General features: G+C 37.4%; 14 protein-coding genes. 3 read left to right on the forward strand and 11 right to left on the reverse strand.

From position 1 onward, the window contains the following. Positions 1 to 290: 290 nt before the first annotated feature. From AC1MGI_RS03450 to AC1MGI_RS03460, 3 genes are all read left to right on the forward strand, one after another. Positions 291 to 3,263 carry an SH3 domain-containing protein gene (locus AC1MGI_RS03450; RefSeq protein WP_480348550.1) on the forward strand — a complete coding sequence of 991 codons (2,973 nt, stop codon included), beginning with the start codon at positions 291 to 293 and terminating at the stop codon, positions 3,261 to 3,263. A gap of 124 nt (positions 3,264 to 3,387) precedes the next feature. Beyond that, complete coding sequence (locus AC1MGI_RS03455) at positions 3,388 to 5,667, forward strand: S8 family peptidase (protein WP_480348552.1); 2,280 nt, start codon at positions 3,388 to 3,390, stop codon at positions 5,665 to 5,667. Positions 5,668 to 5,894: 227 nt separating this feature from the next. Continuing rightward, complete coding sequence (locus AC1MGI_RS03460) at positions 5,895 to 6,809, forward strand: S-layer homology domain-containing protein (protein ID WP_480348553.1); 915 nt, start codon at positions 5,895 to 5,897, stop codon at positions 6,807 to 6,809. Positions 6,810 to 6,862: 53 nt separating this feature from the next. On the opposite strand, the gene AC1MGI_RS03465 is transcribed toward AC1MGI_RS03460, so the two are convergent. From AC1MGI_RS03465 to AC1MGI_RS03515, 11 genes are all read right to left on the reverse strand, one after another. Continuing rightward, on the reverse strand, positions 6,863 to 8,938 hold the full coding sequence (locus AC1MGI_RS03465) for a 5'-nucleotidase C-terminal domain-containing protein (RefSeq protein WP_480348555.1): 2,076 nt from the start codon (positions 8,936 to 8,938) through the stop codon (positions 6,863 to 6,865). Between the two features lie 114 nt (positions 8,939 to 9,052). Continuing rightward, complete coding sequence (locus AC1MGI_RS03470; protein WP_480348558.1) at positions 9,053 to 10,342, reverse strand: ArnT family glycosyltransferase; 1,290 nt, start codon at positions 10,340 to 10,342, stop codon at positions 9,053 to 9,055. A 15-nt stretch (positions 10,343 to 10,357) separates the two neighbouring features. After that, positions 10,358 to 10,699: an EamA family transporter gene (locus AC1MGI_RS03475; RefSeq protein WP_480348560.1), complete on the reverse strand. Its 342-nt coding sequence runs from the start codon at positions 10,697 to 10,699 to the stop codon at positions 10,358 to 10,360. Next, positions 10,699 to 11,031 (reverse strand): DUF2304 domain-containing protein, encoded by a 333-nt coding sequence (locus AC1MGI_RS03480; protein ID WP_427693045.1) that lies wholly within the window; start codon positions 11,029 to 11,031, stop codon positions 10,699 to 10,701. The genes AC1MGI_RS03475 and AC1MGI_RS03480 overlap by 1 nt, the downstream gene beginning before the upstream one ends. Beyond that, a complete protein-coding gene (locus AC1MGI_RS03485) occupies positions 11,028 to 11,759 on the reverse strand; it encodes a glycosyltransferase family 2 protein (protein ID WP_480349693.1) in 732 nt (243 codons plus the stop codon). Before AC1MGI_RS03485 ends, AC1MGI_RS03480 begins: the two co-directional genes overlap by 4 nt. A gap of 373 nt (positions 11,760 to 12,132) precedes the next feature. Next, complete coding sequence (locus AC1MGI_RS03490; RefSeq protein ID WP_480348563.1) at positions 12,133 to 13,389, reverse strand: C40 family peptidase; 1,257 nt, start codon at positions 13,387 to 13,389, stop codon at positions 12,133 to 12,135. Positions 13,390 to 13,873: 484 nt separating this feature from the next. Then, positions 13,874 to 14,146, reverse strand: a complete 273-nt coding sequence (locus AC1MGI_RS03495) for a hypothetical protein (protein ID WP_480348565.1) — start codon at positions 14,144 to 14,146, stop codon at positions 13,874 to 13,876. Between the two features lie 284 nt (positions 14,147 to 14,430). After that, a complete protein-coding gene (locus tag AC1MGI_RS03500; protein WP_480348567.1) occupies positions 14,431 to 15,888 on the reverse strand; it encodes a CoA-acylating methylmalonate-semialdehyde dehydrogenase in 1,458 nt (485 codons plus the stop codon). 196 nt (positions 15,889 to 16,084) lie between these two features. Further along, positions 16,085 to 16,186 (reverse strand): helix-turn-helix domain-containing protein, encoded by a 102-nt coding sequence (locus AC1MGI_RS03505; RefSeq protein ID WP_480349694.1) that lies wholly within the window; start codon positions 16,184 to 16,186, stop codon positions 16,085 to 16,087. After that, on the reverse strand, positions 16,187 to 16,465 hold the full coding sequence (locus AC1MGI_RS03510) for an AAA-type ATPase lid domain-containing protein (protein ID WP_480349695.1): 279 nt from the start codon (positions 16,463 to 16,465) through the stop codon (positions 16,187 to 16,189). Between the two features lie 111 nt (positions 16,466 to 16,576). Next, the gene (locus AC1MGI_RS03515) at positions 16,577 to 16,843 is read right to left on the reverse strand and encodes a CBS domain-containing protein (RefSeq protein ID WP_480348569.1); all 267 of its coding nucleotides are present in this window, start codon (positions 16,841 to 16,843) and stop codon (positions 16,577 to 16,579) included. Positions 16,844 to 17,034 lie beyond the last annotated feature (191 nt).

Here is a 17,034-nt window from a genome sequence, read left to right on the forward strand (position 1 = left end):
TTTCTCCACCTTTCAACCTTTCAATCTTTTTCCATTCTAAGAAACTATTAAATGTTTATCAATGATTTTCATAGATTACATTCTTGTTACAGTAAATAAAAATCTACCAATCCATGAAAAATATAGTAGAATCAATACAACAAATCTAATAACCTCCCTGCATTTACCTCTATTGGAATTTATATTTCGGGTTAAATCCGCCCTCTTAACAGGTAATATTTCCCACTACATATTTGCAATTTTTGGTCGATATTCAGGGTAGGTACAAAATAACATAAGGAGATTATTAAATGATTAAAAAAGCAAGTTTACTACTTACTTTATGTACACTCTTAATCTTTTCAATTTTGAGCCCCTTACAAATTGAAGCAGCAACAACAGAAAACTCTGCAACTACTTCTCTATTTACAGTTGTCACAGATTCCGCAGTGGTGATGTCGGAAGATGGAAATGAAGCCGGGCTTCTTTTTAAAGGAGCTCAATTCTCAGGTATGGATGACAATGATGATTTTGTGTCATTTTTCATCGGAGAACATTCCTTCACTATTAAAAAAAGCGCATTAGAGAGAGCAGAGGGCGATATATCTCTCAATGCACCAGAGGTGACTGACGAGAGTAAGATCAGATATGTAAAAGCAGATAACGGGATTGATTTATTTTCTGTGGATACAGAAGAAAGAACCGCTTCTTTTCCAAAGGATTCTATATTTCCACTAGTTTCTGAGGAAGAAGATTATTATTTAGTGGTACTTGGATCTGTGACATATAAAATCACGAAGGACTCAAGTGTTACATTTTCAGAAGAAGATCTACAATTAGATAGAACAGAAGAAACTGTAACAGAACCAGCTATAGACGAGGAACAAGAAACCATAACGGAACCAGATATAGAATATGAACAAGAAACCGTAACAACGCCGACTGTAGAATCGGTTCCTAAAGAATCAGTAACTCGTGTAGAACAAATAGAAGAAAAGGTAACAATGCAAACTGACAAACACTCCGATGTGACGGTGAGCAAATTCCAAGCAGCAAACGAAACACCAAGCTTTACTGCTGCGACCAAGTACTTTAAGCCCAGTATTGACCAATTGGTTGTATACGACAATAGCACAGGTAGCTTAGTACCTATGGGGTATCTTGTGAAGAATCAGACATATGAAAGAGACTCTTCCCTCGGTGCCAATTGGCATAAAATCAAATTTGGCAGTAAATTCGGATATGTACACCTTCCTTCGACTGTACCAGGAAATAAAACAGAGCTTCCGAATCCTGTTAAAGAGTCAGAAACAGAGCGAATGATTACAATGAAAACAAATGCGGTTGTTCAGGACAACTCAAGCGGTGCACTTGTCCCAATGGGAGTAATCAACAGTGGGGTTTCATACCCTATTACAGGAAAAATGGGCAATTGGTATAAAGTGAACTTTTCTGGAAGAGCAGGCTTTATCCATAGTAATCAAGCAACTGAAGCTTTTAGTTCAAGTGATAAATTTTTCCTTACAACCAAGGATACTCCTGTCTATGACAATAGCACCGGAAGTCTTGTACAAATTGCAGAACTTCCGAAGAATCAAGTGTTTAGCAGATTAGGTGATTTAGGCGAAAATTGGCATAAAATTCAATTGGGTAATAAACCATATTATGTAGCAAAAATAAATACCACTCCTGATACGGGTGCATCAATTAAAAACAAAAATACCGCTGTCACTACATCAACAGCCTTCGAAACGATAAAAGCTGTCGACGTGTTCGATAATTCATCAGGCAGTTTAGTAAAATTCGGAACACTTTCAAAAGGTATAAAAGTTAATATTTTAGGGACGATGGGTAATTGGTATAAAATTGATTTTGGCGGACGAATCGGGTATGTTCATCAAAGCAATACGAAGATACCTTTTCAAACGACCGATCAATATTTCGAAGTGTATGAAGATGATGTGATAATGTTCGATAACTCATCAGGCGCACTAAAGCCTGTAGCTGAATTACAAAAAGGGCAGACTTATCAGCGTATCAAAGAATCTGGAAACTGGCATGAGGTCAAGTATGGTAACGGAGTAGCTTATGTTTTGGCTCAACCTACCAAACCATCAGCAAGCACCGCAGCCAAGAATTTCAATACAGCAAACCTAAAAAATAGTGACAAGGATTTCATTACTAGAGAGGACACTGCTGTATTTGATAACACAAGCGGCAAGATGGTACAATTTGCGACCATTTTGAAAGACGAAAGATATCCGATTATTGACGAAAGCGGGTCTTATTGGAGGATTTCACTCGGTAATCGAATCGGCTATGTGGAAAAGACCTCCGTTATCGTCGGACCAATCTTTAAAACAACCCAATATACAAAAACATTGCAAGAAGTATTAAATATTCAAATGACAAAAAGCCCTCAAACGGATTTGTACCGTAATGACAAAGCGTATGTTCATAAAGACTACGTAACAGTTACCAGCCCGATTACAATATATCCGGCTACAGGAGTTGTAAACACGTCATCTCTTAATATTCGTGATGGAGCTGGAACAGACTATCGTATTGTCGGCAGTTTGAAACAAAACACAACAGTTAAGATTAACGCTTTACAGGGCAATTGGTATGAAATTACATACGGACCGTGGAAAAATGCGAAGGATGCAGATGTCATACAATATTTAGATCCTAATAAATTTTCACAAATCAGCTCCGAATATTTCCAATTCCTGGTCCTTTCCCAAAATGCAGGAATCAGCGCGACGGAGATTAACCAAAAGATTCTTTCTACTAAAGGAATCCTAAAAGACAAAGGAGCATCCTTTGTTCAGGCAAGTCAGCTCTATAATATTAATGAGCTGTATCTTATCTCTCACGCCTTATTAGAAACAGGAAATGGAACTTCAAATCTTTCTACTGGCGTTTTAGTAAGCAGTGTAGATGGAATCCCTGTGACACCAAAAATGGTTTATAATATGTTTGGAATCGGCGCTTTGGATGCATGTCCGCTACAATGCGGTTCAGAAACGGCTTATAAAAACAGCTGGTTCACGCCTGAAGCAGCCATTACTGGTGGGGCGAAATTCATCTCGGAAATGTACGTCAACCACCCTACTTACAAGCAGGATACCTTGTACAAAATGAGATGGAACCCGCAAAATCCAGGAACACATCAATACGCAACCGATATCGGTTGGTCTGTTAAACAAGTAAACAATATCAAGAAATTATATGATTCAATAGATGCGTATACACTCTACTTTGATTTTCCAGTTTATAAGTAAACGGTAATACATTGTTCCACAAGGATCCCCTTCTACTTTGAGGACGCGATTCTTGTGGAATTTTTTTGCCGAAATTATAGTTTCCAGAGTTGTTAAATTCAATGAAACAAAGGAGTTGAACAGTTTGCCAGCAAGAATAAGCGCAATGCTCATTTTATTTTCCCTATTATTCGTTGGGTCAGCGCTAGCAGGTGAAAGGGATGAGTGGATTTTATATTTTCAATCTGAAGAAGAAGCCGACACATTTGCCGCAAACGAGCAAGAACATATTTTAAATCAAGCCGGTAAGATTATTAAAGCACAATACTCAGAGAACGAACTTCTACAGATAAGAGAACAAGCATTAAAAATTGAACCAAATTATTCAAAGAGTGTCGCAGTGGATCCAATCGTAAATGATCCCTCATACTCTCTTCAATGGGGATTAAACAACATTCATTTCGATAAGGTATTTCCTACTTTCAATACGGTTCATAATCATGTTATTGGCAAAATGATTACAAACGGTAATGAACAATTTACTTACCAAGAAGCACCCTTTTCTTCAAATGTTTTTTCCATTCAACTCGGTCAGGAAAAGCTCTCTCGTCTAAGCGTTGAATTAGATATTGTTGAAGGACCATGGACGCTATCTGTTTATGACTCAACCGGAAAATTAGTATCGGCAAATGAAGGAGAACTACAAAAACTGGATGTCTTTTTACCGAAGGATACAGCACTACATACCATACAAGTGAAAATTGAACCAAACCAAACATGGAGTAAAAACCCTACTATCCTGAAAGTAACTGGTGTTAATCATTTATTGATTGCTGTCATTGATTCTGGAGTGAGTATTCATGAAGACTTTTGCAGTAATATTCTCTATTCACTTGGTAAGGACTATGTTGAAAATCTGAAATGGCCTGAAGATTTATTTGGTCACGGTACCCATGTAACCGGAATTCTAGCAGCCTGTAGTGATAACAACAAAGGCGGCACCGGAGTTCTCGGGAGAGCAAATGTCGATATTCTCCCCCTTAAAGTATTAAATAAAAACGGAATTGGCGACGACTTTGAAATTTCATTAGCAGTTAAAGATGCGATAAATGCTGGTGCCGACATAATTAATCTCAGCCTTGCAGGTAGGGGCCAAACATCTATATTAAAAGATACAATCACAGAGGCGGCACAAAAGAACATACTAATCATTACAGCTGCGGGCAACTGGAATACATCTACCGACAATGTGTATCCTGCCTCTTATGATGGAGTGATTACTGTTGCTGGGGCATCCCCGTCCATGACGAAAGTGCCCTCTTCAAACTTTGGTTGGGAGGTTGATATTAGCGCACCTGGCCAGGATATTTATAGTACACATCTAAAGAATGGATATTCATATATGACCGGCACCTCAATGGCTGCCCCATTCGTAGCTGGCGCAGCAGCCCTCATTAAGCTAAAAAATCCAAACTATGATGCTGTACAAGTACGGAATGCGTTAATCCACTCCGCCACTGACCTGAGCATCAAAGGATATGATATCGAAACAGGCTATGGATTACTAAATCTCGAGAATGCCATCCAGACAAAGGATACTAGTTCACTTAGCTGGTTATCCTTAAATAACGGACAGCCTCTTAATAAACTAAATGAGCAAATTCTTGGAGTCAGTGCAAATCTTGAAGGAAAACAGCTGATATTATTTGCTAACGAAGAAGAGTTATATGCAGCACCTGCACTACCTTTACGTAATTCTATTAGTTTTGCAGATTACGAGCCAAATAAAAAACACACAAGGATTTTCTCTGTGATTATGGGCGAAAATAAGAACATACTAGATTCAAATTATATCAATGTTTCACACCCGGAAATCACAGATAAAGTAGAATTCTCAGATGTTAATTCTCTCCACTGGGCATATAATGATATTATTAAAGGTGCCGAGATCGGGCTTATAAACGGATATGAAAGTGGAAAGTTTCAACCGAACAGCCCTATTACAAGAAAGCATACAACAATGATGCTGAATCGTCTTTTTCATTGGGAAATTTCAGGTTCCTTGCAGAGTCCTTTTAACGATGTATCCAAAAGTCTTAAAGCGGATTACTTGTCTTTGCTGGCCGCACATAACCAAGGGGTGATTAACGGCTACAAAGATGGTACATTCAAACCAAATAATTCATTGACCCGAGGACAAATAGCATTGATTCTAGCTCGCTCCCTCGAACCAGATGGGTTTACATTTAAAGGGCGGATCTATCCTTTTAAGGACATTAAGAGCAATGAAGAAATTTATCAAGCTGTGCAGCTTTTGGTTGAACGAGGTATTATTACCAAACAAGAGTACTTTAACCCCGGGCAATCCATTACACGTGCCCAATTTACCGCTATGCTCATGAGGACCTATAAATCTATCAATTGATGGATAAAAATTTTAATTGTTTGAGTGATGGTGATTCCAGGTTGGTGGGAATCCCCTTTTAAATTAGTTTACCCGCCAACTCATCTGAATAAAATGGGATTTTTTCACTACCTCTATCACTCATACTTTGTTCTTGCACGAGAAACACAAGCCCAACTACCTATATTAACCAAAATATACAAATGGTAAAATTTAAAATATATCGAATCTTTAAGGAGGGTTATCGTTTGAAAAGAATTCTTCCCGCATTTCTTGTCTTACTTCTATCCACCTTTTTTACTTTCCCGAATCTAGCAAGTGCTGCTAGATTCTCCGATGTTCCGACTAACTTCTGGGCACATGATGAGATTCATTTCCTTACAAATGAAAAAATCATCACCGGCTATCCTGATGGAAGCTTCAAACCTGTACAAAGCATTACAAGGATTCAAGCAGCAAATATTATCATTAGAACATTACATTTGGACACAAATAATCGTCCAAATCCAAATTTTAAAGATATGCCTTTAAGTCACCCTTATTACAAGGCAGCTGCCACTATTGCTGACGAGGGAATCATGACTGGCTCTAATGGCAACTTTAACCCTAACGGAAAGCTTACAAGAGCACAAATGGCAAAAGTGCTTACGATAGCATTCTCATTAGATTATGTTTATGAATCAAACTTCACCGATGTTAAAAAATCAGACTGGTCGTATCCTTTTATAACCGCACTGGCCTCAAACTCAATTACGACAGGAGTAGGAAACGGAAGGTTTGAACCAAATACACCGATTAATCGTGCTCAATTCGCTGTATTTATGGCAAGGGTCATTGAACCTGACTTCAGACCAGGAATTCAATTCTCTGCTGATGAAGTGTCATATACGTATAATAAAGATGGAAGCCTGTCCATTAAGTTAAATATTACGAATAAATACAGCTATACCGTCACAAATATTAGAAGCCAAATCGCCATTACAACGGAAGATATAACTGTTGCTGAAAAGGTATTCAATTTCGGATCTGGAATGACCCTTAAAGCGGGAGAAAGTCGAAATATCACGCTTACGTTTGAGCCGAATAAAATAAAAAATGCAATAGATCTCCATTATTTCTATATTTATTCTTTAACGGACTATAGCTATAATACAGCAAAATAATGACAAAGAGAGGATGTCCCAAACCTCGGGACATCCTCTTTTGTTTAGTTTCTTTACTCAACTTGAGCCAAGAATTTAGAAACCACTTTGGCAGCTTGTTCACGAGTTGCATGATTATATGGTTTATACTCCGTACCATACCCTTGAATAATTTCTAATTCATAAGCCATGCTGATAGCTAATTGTGTTTCTTCATCTAAGTTACTAATATCTTTAAAAACAGCTTGTTGACTTGATTTTGTTTCCGTTTCTTCATTTTTCATTTTCCAATCATATGCGCGTTTAATCATCAACGCCACTTGCGAGCGGCTAATAGGTTTATTTGGCTCAAATGATGCCGAACTCACACCTTTAATAAATCCATTTTCGTATGCTGCTGCGATTTCTATCTGTGTTGCCTCAGCAACAGTTGATAGATCGGTAAATGGAGCTTGCTTTGTTGCTTTAAGATCAAATGCTCTTACAAGAATGGAAGAAAATTGGGCACGAGTCAGGTTTTTCAATGGAGAAAACGTAGAAACCGTTGTTCCTTTTACTAAATCTTTCGTATATAAGTCTGCAATATATGGATGTGACCATGCATCTTTGCTTACATCCGTGAATGGTAGATAAGTGACGATACGGTTTTCAATCCCTGTTTTAATTGGACTATGTTCTTTAATATATTCAATCACAACTTCATCAAGTGCACCATACTCATTTACAAGGGGACCGCCTTTAAGCATTGTGTAATCATCTCCGCCTGAAGCTAAGAAATCATTTGTAGCAACTGTGTACTCTTTCGATAAATCTACAGTGGCTCCTGCAATCTTTAGATTTTTCACCCGATTCCCTTTTTCTGCTTTTACATCAATTTCAAATGTTATGCCTGAAACATGTGGGAAAGCTCCCTTTACATTTGGATAGTCGCTTGTACCATGCTCCAACGCTGCTTTCATTTCAGCACCGGTGAATTTCTTTGTTACAAGGAAGTTACCAAACGGCAATACATCTACTACATTCCCCTTTGTGATCGTTCCCTGTTTAATCGAAGCTCGAATTCCCCCACCATTTGTAATCGCCGCATCGGCGCCAGTTGCATGAACCATTGCATCAGATAAGAGATTTCCTAAGTTTGTTTCACGTGCTCGGACTTGAGTACGTTCTCCCTCTAGGATTGTATCCGCCTCACCAATCTTTTCGGACAAAATAGCTTCTTGTTTTTTCTTAATATTGTTAATTAACATTGAAATATCAACATCATCTGGAAGGTTAGCAGCTTCCTCTTTTGTAATTAAATGAGCTTTTTTTCCTGTAATTGTTTTACCTTCTAGCGTTAATTCAACAACACCTAGATTCTTTGTATACTCACCCGCACTGACAATTAATGTATCTTTTCCAGCTTCTTGCCCAGCTACTAATGTAGAATGACTATGTCCATCAACAATCAAGTCAATTCCAGGAGCTCCTTCAGCTACTTTTATTGATGTTTCCGTACTTGAAGCATCAATTCCAAGGTGTGTTAAGGCAATGATAATATCTGCCCCTTCAGCCTTAAGTTCTTTTACCATTGCATTCGCTTCTTCCACTGGATCAGCAAATGTTAGTCCCTCAACATTCTTCGGGTGTGTCTTATACGTCGTTTCAGGTGTTGTTAGTCCGAAAACCCCAACTTTTATATCCCCAACAGTCTTAATCATCCACGGTTCCAATAGTCTTGAATGATCTTGTGTATGATACACATTTGCACTTAAAATGGGAAAATTAACGATCTTTTCAAGTGTAAGTAATCTCTCAAATCCATAGTTAAAATCATGGTTCCCAGCAGCTAATCCATCATAACCAATTTGATTAAAGATTTCCGCAATGCTTTCGCCGCTTTCCAATGTTGCAAATGGTGTTCCGTGGAATGTATCTCCCGCATCAAGTAATAACGTATTCTTTGGATTCTTTTCCTTAAGCTGTTTAATGAGACTAGATAGCTTTGCAAAGCCCATGCCCCCGTCTTCTGGCGTTACTTTCGCATGGGTATCATTCGTATGTAAAATGGTAATCGTTGTTTTTGCATCTGCCGCATAAGCAGGTTGAATGGTTCCAAACGTTGACAAAAGTAATACAAATGCAAGTAAAAGTGCTATATTTCTTCTCATATTCATCCCCCTATTGTTTGGTTTGCATGCTCGTCCATTATAATACATATTGTTACAAAAATAACAATGATATTTATATTTACATATTATTTACTCACAAAATAAAAAAACCGCTCATTGAACGGTTTTTTTGGTTTGTTTATTCAGTTTCATCTTTAGTCTAGCAGAAAAATGAACAATCCCATATCCAAAAATAATCGCTAGAATCGGATAGATGATAAATCCATATCGCGGTAGGGTTAAGAACATATTAGAGAATACAATATAGATCAAAACTGCGAGACAAAGCATATTGATAACGCGTTGCTTTCTTAATAAAAAGGCAAATAGGAGCGCCCCAAAAGCAGTTACGATATTCTGCCATTTATAAATGGACAGTAAATATTCAGGAAGATATCCATGTAAAGGTCCTACCCCATCTGGATTCCCATCCGGGCTCATGAATAACCACAATGTTTTTCCTACTGTGAACCAAGAGAAATACAAAGGAATATCCTTACTAAATCCTTCTTCAAACAATAGCTTTGCATATTCTTCTTGAGTGATGCCAAGTTCTTTTGTTTTATTAAGCAGAATATTGAAATCCTGCAGCTGAAATGCATTCATTCCCGCAAGAAGCGGACCGCCTGCATGAGATGAAAATAGAATGAATTCATGTAATACTATAAGATTTCTAATTACCCAAGGAGCAATAATGACGAGCGGTCCAATGCACCAAATAAAGCCGATTTTAACCGCCTTTTTAAAACCAAATGTATAAATAACAATTCCCCATGCTAATAACAGCAACGGGGCGGGCGTTGCTCTGAACATTAGCGTACAGCATGCTATAATTCCGAATAAAGCATATAAATAAACCTTGTCCTTCTTCAATGCAATGATAAATAAATAAATGGTTAACATAAACAAGAAAAGAGTAGGAATCTCTGTTAAGGCTGCCCGAAACATGTGTAGAGGTGAAATATGTGTTGCATAGATTAAAGAGGCGATAATACTGATGCTTCTCTTTTTGAACAAGCTCCAGCTAATCAAATAAATCAGTGAAAGAACACCGATATTTAACATCATATTAGACAATCTGTATAACATGACGTGATTTGTATCGAATAACTGAGCAATTTTAATAATTGCTACTAAATAGAAAGGCTGGCCTGGTGTTACATATGCATTGGATACGGTTGTATTATATCCGTATATCCCCTCATTTATAATTTGCCATGCCATCTTTGTATAAAGATACGCATCTCTTGAGCCGTATGTCGATATCCCTTCACCAAACCGCTCTGGTTCATTAAAAACACTACCAGGATGTTTGATAAAGAATAGGATATTTACTAGTAAATAAGCAATGAATAGAATTACAAACCATTTATGACTTTTTAAACATCCAATCAGTTTATTCAAAATAACTCCTCACCATCATTTTGCTATAAAATAGACACCAAATATAATAATTAATATGCCAATCCATTGGTTCGTCGAAATATTTTCCTTAAAAATAAAATAAGACACTACCGCTGCTAGTACATAACACAACGCTTGAATCGGGTAGGCGACATGTAACGGGAGTTTAGAAATAATCACTAGCCATAATCCCGTTGCAATCACATACAACACAGCTCCACCAATAAAAAACGGGCTGAAAATCACTTGAATAAAAACAGAAGCACTCCAATTTGTTACACCCGAAACAGCAAGTTTCCAAAGAAATTGACCGCTAACCAAAAAGATAATATTAATTGCTACTAATAAATAAACCATTATTTATCCTTCATTTCTGATTTTAAGATCGCATAATCCTGAATCAATGCTGATAACTTTTTATTTAAATCTGAAACTCTTCTTGTCAAATCGAAAATCAATATGATCATGAACAGGATTCCAAATAAAAATAAAATGGAAGGAGCGTAATCTACTCCCAGTATGTTCGCTAGAAACTCTAATAATTCTTTTGAAAGGGATAGGATGGCCATGATCACACAAACAATAAACCAAAGGATAGAGTATTTCGTTTCAATAATACCTTTGCGTAAAGAAGCAATCAAAACGATAAATAAAACACAGACGATTCCGAATGATACATAACTGATCATCTTACTGCTCCTTTTTCTATTTTTCTAACCAAAATAGACAGACTGACTTTCAACATATAGTAGACGGATTTCCAAGGTGTGATTGAACTTTCCCCCATCTCTCTTGCTACCATTTCGACTGCAACCTCTTTGATTTTCAACCCTTTTTTATAGAGCATAATAATCACTTCGGGCTCTGGATAATCTCTTGGATAGTCCTTTGCGAAAATAGAAATGACCTTTTGATTCACACATCTAAACCCAGAAGTGGAATCGGTCACTCTTACTCTTGTCAGTAATTTGATCATTTTCTCAAAGTAGAAGATTCCTATCCGTCTTTGGAAGCTTCCCCTATAGCTCGTTTTCTCGACAAATCTCCCGCCAATACATAGATCGCATTCGCCTTCTAAAACTGGCTGAATAATTTTCTGTAACTCCGTGCTCTTATGCTGTCCATCGGCATCATACTGAATGGCCAAATCGTAATGGTTCGAGTTGGCATATTTATATCCAGTCTGTACGGCACCGCCAATCCCTAAGTTCAAAGGTAAATCAATCAAGATCACCTCTTCCATTTCACGAACTATCTCTCCCGTTTTATCAACGGATCCATCATTTATCACACATATATCAACTTTGGCCGAAAGTTCATGATGTCTTTTAAAATCAACTAGTTCTCTTAATGTCTTTGCAATCGAGGCTTGTTCATTGTACGCTGGTACGATAATTAAAATCTTCTGAGCGCTTATTTTTAATCACTCCTTCAATATTTATAAACAATATGGCAAGTAGAATCGAACATGCTAAATTAGTATTCCTAAAAAAAAGATAAATGAAAACACCAATAGGGTGGATTATCCTTAAGCATAGTCCACCTTAAACATTATAATATACTTCCTTCGTTATTTTAACAAACTTCAACAATTAAACAGCGCTAACTTATTCCAATTTCTAGATGACTAAGTCGCGTCTTTTCCCCTTTCTTTTCCTATAAGTAAGTTAGTTTTGAAAGGACCATCAGTATTTTCTGCTAAAACAAAAAGAAACAAGTACATTTCGAAGATTTGCTTCCCCCCTCAAATGCACTCATTCCCCCTTTTGGAGCATCATAAACTAGTAATATTATAAACTCTTATAACCCATAATTCGATTTTTAAAGTATGAATTATTAATAGAAGTGATCGTTACACCTTGACTTGAACTTGCATGGATAAATTCATTATTCCCTAGGTATATTCCCATATGTGAAATAACGGATTTACTATTTGTTGTTGTATCAAAAAATATTAAATCTCCTGGTTGTGGTGTTTTTACATTCTTACCCATATCAAAATAAGTAGAGGATGAAACTCTAGAAGTCTGATACCCAGCTTTTTTAAATACATAATAGATGAAACCGCTACAATCGAAGCCACTTGGCGATGATCCTGCCCATGAATAAGGTGTACCAATTTGTTTCTTCGCTATGTCAATTAATGCCGATAATTGCTGATTTGTTACATCACTACTAGGGTCCGCTACTTGTTGAGATTCAGAAGCTGATGTACTATTTTTCGTAACTAAAGATTGACCAATATAAATAGTATCTGAATTTAGTTGATTAGCGCTTACTAATTGATTAACAGTCATTCCGAATTGAGAAGCAATCTTAGATAGAGTGTCCCCGGCTTTTACGGTGTATGTTGTACTTCCAGCCTGGGGCTGTGCTGGTTTAACAGTATTTACATCAGAAACACCATTACTTGGCTTAGTAACATTGCTCGTTTCAGAAGACTTTGTAAGTTGGAGTACTTGTCCAGGGTAAATTGTGTCGGAGCTCAAATTATTGATTGTCTTTATGTTGGATATGGTAGTACCATTGTTATTAGCGATCTTCCAAAGACTATCTCCGTTCTTCACTGCATAAGATTGTATATTTTGAGTATTGTTCGTCTCTGTACTTGGCAATTCTACAACTGTGCTATTCTTTGTCTCTGAGATGATAATCTTATCTCCTGGATATATTACTGTAGAAGGCAAGGCATTTAAGTTTTTCAATTCACCAAGTGTAATTCCATACTTGTTCGCAATTTTTATTAGACTATCTCCAGAAACAACAGTATGTATAGTAGGATTCGTTTTATTAAAGGTTATGAGCGATGTAGATTGAGTATCTTTTGGTTTCGATTTGTGATCAATTAACAAAACTTGGTCCACATAAATAGCATCAGATTCTAGCTTGTTGATTTCTTTCAAATTAGCTACAGTCGTTTTCTTAACCTGGGCAATTTTATATAAACTATCTCCCTTTTTGACTGTATATGAATCCGCAAATGCAGACGGTGCGACCATTGAGGCTATCACGGCAGCTGTCGAGATAGTAAATATGGTTTTCTTCATTTTTCCCCATCCTTTTAACAAATGATTTACCCCAATTTTAGCAATCTTTCGCCAAAAACATCATTACAATTATATTACAAATGATGAAATGTAGTTATTCTTGTAGAAAAGGTAAACAAGTGCTTGGTCAAGGCCCGAATTATGTCGCCTGCTTGAATTCGTGCTCGTTCAGCTGATCCTTCTAGAATGACAGATAAACACCCCAACTCAGCTACCGTCTTCATTAAGGACAGATAACAATGATGCCTACCAAGAAATTCATAAACCTTTGAAAGCCTCCTAATGACATATATGCCGAATACAAATCAAGGTATTAGACCATTTCTTTACTTATTGGTTTCGTTAACACTTCATTATTCTTTCAAATTTAGGGCTTGATCCAGTGACACTTATAAAAACAGAGCGCCAGTGAAGCGCTCTCTACCTATATAATCGTTTTCTATATTTCTGGACGGTCCCTGGCACCGAGGAATTAGAGGTGATTTTATGAGAAGTATACATGTATAGATAGCTGGAGTTGACTTTCAATTCTAGCGAGCTCTCTTTCATTACACACGGTCTTTCCCCAAACATAGTCTTGAGCCTTTTGCATAGTTTTCAACAGATCAAGTATTTCATTATGGTGTTTCTCATTTCCATTACGTAATTCTTTTTTAGAAGCATCCATTGAATCTTGAATTTTCTTATCCATATTACCAGTGATTGTTATTAAATTAGCTAACATTTCTTCCATTCTTTCGAGTCTTCTCTTATCCATCTGTTTCCCCCCCTTTTGACCTGATAATATGTATAGAGTAGGTGCCTGTCATTCCTTCAAAGTTTCAGAACTTATCGAAGGAATAGAAGGAAATGCCGGGCACCATCCAGAAATATGGACAACAAAAAGTCAGAAAGCTATAAAATTAGCTTTCTGACTTTTTCCAATAGATGTTGATAGATTTGCACCAGATGTCATATTTCATCCTGACTGTCTACATTTCGAAATTGTGACACTCTAATTACACTAATTGATTTCTAGATAACACCTGACACCTTTTCAAATTACCAACGTGATGTTAGCATTTTCCGTCTTGTATAAAATTCGACTCCATCAGATCCATTTGCATGCAGATCACCATAGAAGGAGTTTTTCCAACCTGAGAATGGGAAGAAGGCCATTGGTGCTGGAACACCGACATTGACACCGAGCATCCCCACTTCGATATTTTCTCTGAAATAGCGGACATCGCTTCCGTTTTGGGTAAATAGGCATGCACCATTGCCAAAATCAGATTGGTTCGTTAATTCAATCGCTTCTTCTAAACTTTTAACTCTTACAATCGAAAGAACAGGAGCGAAGATCTCATCCTTCCAAATTTTCATCGATGTTGTTACTTGATCAAAAATAGTAGGTCCAATGAAGTAGCCACTTTCATGATACGATTCATCTTTACGGCCATCTCTAATGAGGACGGCCCCTTCTTCGACCCCACTCTCGATATAACCGGCAGTTCGTTCTTTATGTTCCTTGCGAATGACAGGTCCTAAGAAGACATCTTCTTCTAGTCCATTACCAATCTTAATTTCGTCTGCTGCTTCTGTTAGCCTTTTGATTAGAGGTTCTACGACTTCATCTACCGCAACGACAACAGAACAAGCCATACATCTTTCCCCAGCTGAACCGTAAGCCGCTCCGATAATCTCTTTCACAGCCACGTCTAAGTCAGCACCAGGCATAACGATGGAATGGTTTTTGGCACCTGCTAATGCCTGAACACGTTTACCATGCGCAGAAGCCGTTTTATAGACATACTCTGCTACAGGTTGAGAGCCAACGAATGAAATCGCTGGTACGTCCTTATGTTCAAGCAGACCATTTACTACATCATGTGCACCATGAACGATATTTAGGACACCATCTGGTAGACCTGCTTCTTTAAACAGCTCTGCCAAACGATTGGCCAATAATGGCGTTCTTTCTGAAGGCTTAAGAACAAATGTATTGCCAACTGCAATCGCAAGTGGGAACATCCAGCATGGAACCATCATTGGGAAATTAAATGGGGTAATCCCGCCAATTACGCCAACTGGATAACGATACATGCCTGACTCAATGTTTGATGCAATGTCTGGAAGCTGTTTACCCATCATTAATGAAGGAGCACCAGCAGCAAACTCGACGCATTCAATTCCACGCAGTACTTCACCGTATGCTTCTTTGTAGCTTTTTCCGTTTTCTTGCGTAATCAATTTCGCTAGATCTTCCCAGTTATCTACTAATAATTGCTGATATTTAAATAAAATTCGGGCGCGCTTTGGCACTGGTGTTTTACTCCACATTTTAAATGCTTCTTTAGCAGCTTTTACTGCCGCTTCTACATCTTCTTTGGACGAAATCGGTACTTGCGTTAATTCTTCTCCTGTTGCTGGATTCGGTACCGTTTGATATTGATTTGTTTTCGCTTCTACCCATTCACCGTTTATATAGTTTTTTAATACATTCGTTATTGTTGTTGTCATGTTAGATCTCCTCTCAAATTTAGATTTCTTTTAACACCACAGATGGCTCGTACTCCTTTTCCTTTTATACTATTGATACGATGCAAGAAGTATGCCAAGTTATGAAATACGGTATATCAGCAAAGAACAATCTGTTTGTGTAGGCATAACACGACAAGTGTAGATTATATGTAGTGATACCGCTACATATCATCGATTATTGGATCTGATACTTTTTTAATTTCTGATAAAGAGTCGTCCGATGAATGCCTAAGAGCTTGGCTACCTTTGCCTTGTTCCCACCAATTTCTTTTAAAATCTAAAGGATTAGCTCTTTTTCTTTTTCATCCCCTATTTTCTTAGCTTCTTGAATGAAGGACGGTTTATTAGAGCTTGTCAGTACCCTTTTAGATGTAGAGCCATAGTCTTTTTTCATAGATTCAGGCAGATAATAGGTTTCAATGGTTGAGCCGTCTATAAAGATAACTAATCGTTCAATTGTATTAACCAGTTCGCGGATATTTCCCTTCCATTCGTATTGAATAAAGCAAGAAACAGCTTCTGCCGTAGAGGTTTTGATAGGCGTATGATAGGATATGTTTCACACACTTTTTTTAAATAGTAGGAGAGCAGAATCGGAATGTCTTTTTTTCGCTCGCGGAGTGGTGGAATATGGAGTTGGATAATATCGAGTCGGTAATAGAGATCTTCACGAAATTCTCCTCGCTTTACCATGATTTCCTTGAGTAAAATGAGAAAGCAATTTTCTTACTGTCAACATGCCAACCAGCTTTTCCTTTTCATCGAAAACTGGCACAACATCCACCCGAAGCCTAATGATCACATCACTCTCTTCTTTCAGTATCTGCCCCAATCGAATACAAGAAGGATTCGGCTTCATCCAATTTTTCACTTGGAGAAACTCTTCTGTCCGAAACTCGTTATCGTTTCTGTTAATCAACTCTTCTATACACACTGGAACCCTCCCCAACCTAATTTCAATACTTTTAATAATCAGATATATATAAAAGCATACCCTCTATGGTAAATAGAGTAAAGAGTATCAGGCTCCTATTGCCCATATTTCCGGATGATGATTGATACCCTGCACAGGTAGACAAAAGAAAAAAGCTCTGTAAATTTACACTACAGAACTTTCTTACTTTA

The organism is Peribacillus sp. BM1 (assembly GCF_056679975.1).